6 protein-coding genes are annotated in these 5,067 nt (G+C 69.6%); all 6 read left to right on the top strand.

From position 1 onward, the window contains the following. Positions 1-30: 30 nt before the first annotated feature. On the top strand, positions 31-1,395 hold the full coding sequence (locus tag AB8Z36_RS29720; RefSeq protein WP_369216479.1) for an ABC transporter substrate-binding protein: 1,365 nt from the start codon (positions 31-33) through the stop codon (positions 1,393-1,395). After that, positions 1,392-2,345 (top strand): carbohydrate ABC transporter permease, encoded by a 954-nt coding sequence (locus AB8Z36_RS29715; RefSeq protein WP_369216478.1) that lies wholly within the window; start codon positions 1,392-1,394, stop codon positions 2,343-2,345. The genes AB8Z36_RS29720 and AB8Z36_RS29715 overlap by 4 nt, the downstream gene beginning before the upstream one ends. Then, on the top strand, positions 2,345-3,226 hold the full coding sequence (locus tag AB8Z36_RS29710) for a carbohydrate ABC transporter permease (protein WP_369216477.1): 882 nt from the start codon (positions 2,345-2,347) through the stop codon (positions 3,224-3,226). Before AB8Z36_RS29715 ends, AB8Z36_RS29710 begins: the two co-directional genes overlap by 1 nt. Beyond that, positions 3,223-4,212 carry a zinc-dependent alcohol dehydrogenase family protein gene (locus AB8Z36_RS29705; RefSeq protein WP_369216476.1) on the top strand — a complete coding sequence of 330 codons (990 nt, stop codon included), beginning with the start codon at positions 3,223-3,225 and terminating at the stop codon, positions 4,210-4,212. The genes AB8Z36_RS29710 and AB8Z36_RS29705 overlap by 4 nt, the downstream gene beginning before the upstream one ends. 130 nt (positions 4,213-4,342) lie before the next feature. Further along, positions 4,343-4,561 (top strand): hypothetical protein, encoded by a 219-nt coding sequence (locus AB8Z36_RS29700; RefSeq protein ID WP_369216475.1) that lies wholly within the window; start codon positions 4,343-4,345, stop codon positions 4,559-4,561. A gap of 77 nt (positions 4,562-4,638) precedes the next feature. Further along, positions 4,639-5,067 (top strand): TerD family protein (locus AB8Z36_RS29695; protein ID WP_369216474.1); only part of this gene is annotated, 429 nt, incomplete at its 3' end.

Raw genomic sequence — 5,067 nt, 5'->3', positions numbered from 1 at the left:
ATATAACCCCCTCTACGTCCAGGAGCACTCATGCGAACCCGGAGCCGACGGAGGCCGCGCGCGCTCGCCGCGGCCGCCGCAGGGACGCTGCTCGCCCCACTGATCACCGGCTGCTGGGCCGGCGCCGGCGGGACCGGTTCAGGCGACTCCCTCAACGTCCTGATGGTGAACAACCCGCAGATGGTGGAGTTGCGCAAGCTGACCGCCGAGCACTTCACCAAGGAGACGGGCATCAAGGTGAACTTCACCGTGCTGCCCGAGAACGACGTCCGCGACAAGATCAGTCAGGACTTCGCCAACCAGGCGGGCCAGTACGACGTCGCCACCCTCAGCAACTACGAGATACCCATCTACGCGAAGAACGGCTGGCTGCACGAGGTCGGTTCCTACGCGCGCAAGGACACCGCGTACGACGAGAAGGACATCCTGCCGCCGATGCGCCAGTCCCTCACCGGGGAGGACGGCAAGCTCTACGGACAGCCCTTCTACGGAGAGTCGTCCTTCCTGATGTACCGCAAGGACGTCTTCAAGAAGGCCGGCCTGAAGATGCCCGCGCATCCCACCTGGCAGCAGGTCGCCGACCTCGCCGCGAAGGCGGACGGCGCGGAGAAGGGCATGAAGGGCATCTGCCTGCGCGGTCTGCCCGGCTGGGGCGAGGTCATGGCACCCCTGACCACCGTCGTGAACACCTTCGGCGGCACCTGGTTCGAGAAGGACTGGACGGCGCGCCTCGACTCCCCCGAGTTCAAGAAGGCGACCCGCTTCTACGTGGACCTCGTGCGCGAGCACGGCGAGTCGGGCGCCGCCCAGTCCGGGTACGCCGAGTGCCTCAACAACCTCACCCAGGGCAAGACCGCCATGTGGTACGACGCGACGGCCGCCGCCGGTTCGCTGGAGTCCGCCAAGTCGCCGGTCAAGGGCAAGATCGGCTACGTCTCCGCCCCGGTGGCGAAGACCGAGAACTCCGGCTGGCTCTACACCTGGGCCTGGGGCATGCAGAAGGCCTCCCGCAACCCGGACAAGGCGTGGAAGTTCATCTCCTGGGCCTCCGGCAAGGAGTACGAGAAGCTCGTCGGCGAGAAGATCGGCTGGTCGAACGTCCCCGCGGGCAAGCGCGCCTCCACCTACGCGAACCCCGCGTACCGCGAGGAGGCCGCCGCCTTCCAGGACGTCACCCGCTCCGCCATCGAGGGAGCGAGGCCCCGCGACCCCGGCGTACAGCCCCGGCCCGCGCCCGGCATCCAGTTCGTCGGCATCCCCGAGTTCACCGACCTCGGCACCAAGGTCTCCCAGGAGATCAGCGCGGCCATCGCCGGGCGCCAGTCCGTCGATTCGGCCCTGGACAAGGCACAGGAGCTCGCCGAGAAGATCTCCGAGGAGTACGAGGGACGATGACCGCCACCGTGAGCACCACCACCGCAGGGCCCGCGCGCGTGCCCACCGCGCAGACACCACCGCGCTCGGGACGGCTGCGCGCCTGGGCCACCAGGGCACCGCTGCTCCCCGCCCTGATCTTCATGATCGCCGTCACCCAGCTGCCCTTCGTGGCGACCCTGGTGATCTCCTTCTTCGACTGGAACGCCCTCTACCCCGACGCCCGCAGCTTCGCCTGGTTCGAGAACTACACCGAGGTCCTCACCGACCCCGACCTGCGCAAGTCCGTGCTGACCACGATCCTGCTCACCGCCTCCGTGGTGCTTGCGAGCCTGGTCATCGGCCTCGGCCTCGCGCTGCTCCTCGACCGGAAGTTCAAGGGGCGCGGGTTCGTCCGTACGCTGCTCATCGCACCGTTCCTGCTGGTGCCCGTGGCCGCCGCGCTGCTGTGGAAGCACGTGCTCTACAACCCCGAGTACGGCCTCTTCAACGGCCTGCTGCACTGGGTGGGCGGCGACTCCGCGGCGCAGCCGGACTGGATCTCCAACACCCCGCTGCTTGCCGTCGAGGCCTCCCTGGTGTGGCAGTGGACGCCCTTCATGATGCTGATCCTGCTCGCCGGGCTCCAGAGCCGCGACAGCGAGCTGATCGAGGCGGCCCGGATGGACGGGGCGAACGACTGGCAGGTCTTCCGCCATCTGACCCTGCCGCACCTGCGCCGCTACCTCGAACTGGGCGCGCTGCTCGGCTCGATCTACATCGTGCAGAACTTCGACGCCGTCTTCACCATCACCTCGGGCGGCCTCGGCACCGCCAACCTGCCCTACACCGTCTACCAGAGCTTCTACCAGGCGCACGAGAACGGACTGGCCTCCGCGGCCGGGGTACTCGTCGTCATCGGCTCACTGATCATCGCGACCTTCGCCCTGCGGGTCGTCTCGTCCCTGTTCCGTGAGGAGGCGTCCCGCTGATGGCCGCAACCGCGGTGAAGACCGCCACTACGGAGAAGACCCCCGAGGTGAAGGCCCGGCCACGCGCGCGTGGCGCCTCGCTGGGCCTCGTCGCCTGGCTCGCCGGTCTGCTGTTCTTCCTGCCCATCGCCTGGATGGTGCTGACCTCCTTCCACTCGGAGGAGGACGCCGCCACCAACCCGCCCTCGCTGGCCGCCTCGCTCACCCTGGACGGCTACCGGGACTTCTTCGGGTCCGGCGGCGGCGCGAGCCCCTGGCCCTCGCTGATCAACTCCACGGTGGCCTCGCTCGCCTCGACGCTGCTCGTGCTCGTGCTGGCCCTGCCCGCCGCGTACGCCCTGTCGATCAGGCCGGTGAAGAAGTGGACGGACGTCCTGTTCTTCTTCCTCTCCACCAAGATGCTGCCGGTCGTGGCGGGCTTGCTGCCGATCTACCTGTTCGCCAAGAACACCGACTTCCTCGACAACATCTGGCTGCTCGTCATCCTCTACACCTCGATGAACCTGCCGATCGCGGTGTGGATGATGCAGTCCTTCCTCGCCGAGGTGCCGAAGGCCGTCATCGAGGCCGCCCAGATCGACGGGGCGCGGCTGCCCACCATCCTGGCGCGCGTGGTGGCGCCGATCGCGCTGCCCGGCATCGCCGCGACCTCCCTGATCTGCTTCATCTTCAGCTGGAACGAGCTGCTGTTCGCCCGGGTGCTGACCGGCGTCGTCGCCCAGACCGCACCCGTCTTCCTGACCGGCTTCATCACCAGCCAGGGCCTGTTCCTGGCCAAGGTGTGCGCCGCGTCGCTCGTGATCTCCCTGCCGGTGCTCGCCGCGGGGTTCGCCGCCCAGGACAAGCTGGTCCAGGGCCTTTCGTTGGGAGCTGTGAAATGAAGGCCGCGATCGTCGAGTCGGTGGGCAAGGTCGTCGTCGGCGAGGTGCCCGACCCGACGCCCGGCCCCCGCGAGGTCGTCCTGGAGGTCGCCGCGTGCGGCCTGTGCGGCACCGACCTGCACATCCTCCAGGGCGAGTTCGCCCCGACGCTGCCCCTGGTGCCGGGCCACGAGTTCGCGGGGACCATCGTCGCCCTCGGCAAGGACGTACGCGAGCTCGCCGTCGGCGACCGGGTCGCCGTGGACCCCTCGCTGCACTGCCACGAGTGCCGCTCCTGCCGGGTGGGGCGCGGCAACATGTGCGAGCGGTGGGCCGCGATCGGGGTGACCACCGCGGGCGGCGCCGCCCAGTACGCCAAGGCGCCCGTCGCCAACTGCGTGCGCCTGCCCGACCATGTGCGCACCCAGGACGCCGCCCTGATCGAGCCGCTCTCCTGCGCGGTGCGCGGCTACGACGTCCTGCGCTCGCAGCTCGCCTCGCACGTGCTGATCTACGGCTCGGGCACGATGGGCCTGATGATGCTGGAACTGGCCAAGCGGACCGGCGCGGCCAGCGTCGACGTGGTCGACCTCAACCCCGAGCGGCTCGCGACGGCCAAGCGGCTCGGCGTCTCGGCGTCGGCCGCCGGGGCCGACGAGCTCGACCGGCCCGAGGGCTGGGACGTGGTCATCGACGCGACGGGCAACGCCGCCGCCATCCAGGACGGCCTCGGCCGGGTCGCGAAGGCGGGCACGTTCCTCCAGTTCGGTGTCGCGGACTACGCCACACGCGTGGAGATCGACCCGTACCGCATCTACAACCAGGAGATCACCATCACCGGGTCGATGGCGGTCCTGCACAGCTATGAGCGGGCGGCCGAGCTGTTCGCGGCGGGCGTCCTCGACCCGGAGGTCTTCATCAGCGACCGGGTGCCGCTGGACGACTACCCGCGGGCGCTGGACCAGTTCGCCTCCGGGGTCGGCCGGAAGATCATCGTCACGCCGTGACGCTGGAACGCCGTGACGCCGGAAAGCCGTGATACGGGAAGCCGTGACACGGGAAACGGCGGCGCGGGGAACCGCGACCACGCCGTAATCCGGTGTCGCGCGGGCATGGCCGGGGCCTAGGCTCCCGGCCATGCCGAGACCCCATGGATTCACCTACGCGCGGCGCCCCGACGGGAGCGTCACGATCACGCACGGCGAGCGCGCCGCCTCGACGCTGCGCGGCGAGCGCGCCGAGCGGTTCCTCGCCGAGGTCGAGGGCGACGACCCCCAGCTGGTGATGGCCCGCTGGACGGGCAACTACAAGCGCGGCAACGAACGGACCGCGCGGAACCACCCGCGCAACCGCTGAGCGGCGCCGGGAAAACCGGCGGAAAAACCTGCCGCGGGTAAGGGAACGGTAAAGCGGGGTCGTTCGTTACCCCTGGCATGACAGCTATGACCCCTGGCTCGAACATCCCGCTGACCGCCGCCCGTGTGGCGGTGGACGTCGCCGCCCCGGTGCGGCTCGACGTATCGGGCCTGCTGCTCACCGCCGACGGCAAGGTGCGCTCCGACGACGATTTCATCTTCTTCAACCAGCCCTCGGGCCCCGGTGTGACCTATCAGTCGGGCGGCGGCACCACCCCCGACAAGATCACCGTGGACACGGCGGCCGTGCCGCCCGGCATCGAGAAGATCGTCGTCACCGCGAGCCCGGACGCGGCGGGCCAGACCTTCCAGGGCATCGAGCCCACCGCCACGATCCGCGACGCGGACAGCGGTTCCGTGCTCGCCACGTTCACGCCGCCGCAGCTCGGCGCCGAGACGGCCCTGGTGGTCGTCGAGATCTATCTGCGCAACGGCGCGTGGAAGGCC

Origin of the sequence: Streptomyces flavofungini (assembly GCF_041028215.1) — a bacterium.
In the GTDB taxonomy this organism is placed as follows: domain Bacteria; phylum Actinomycetota; class Actinomycetes; order Streptomycetales; family Streptomycetaceae; genus Streptomyces; species Streptomyces flavofungini_B.
This window is presented reverse-complemented; position numbering and strand designations above follow the sequence as displayed.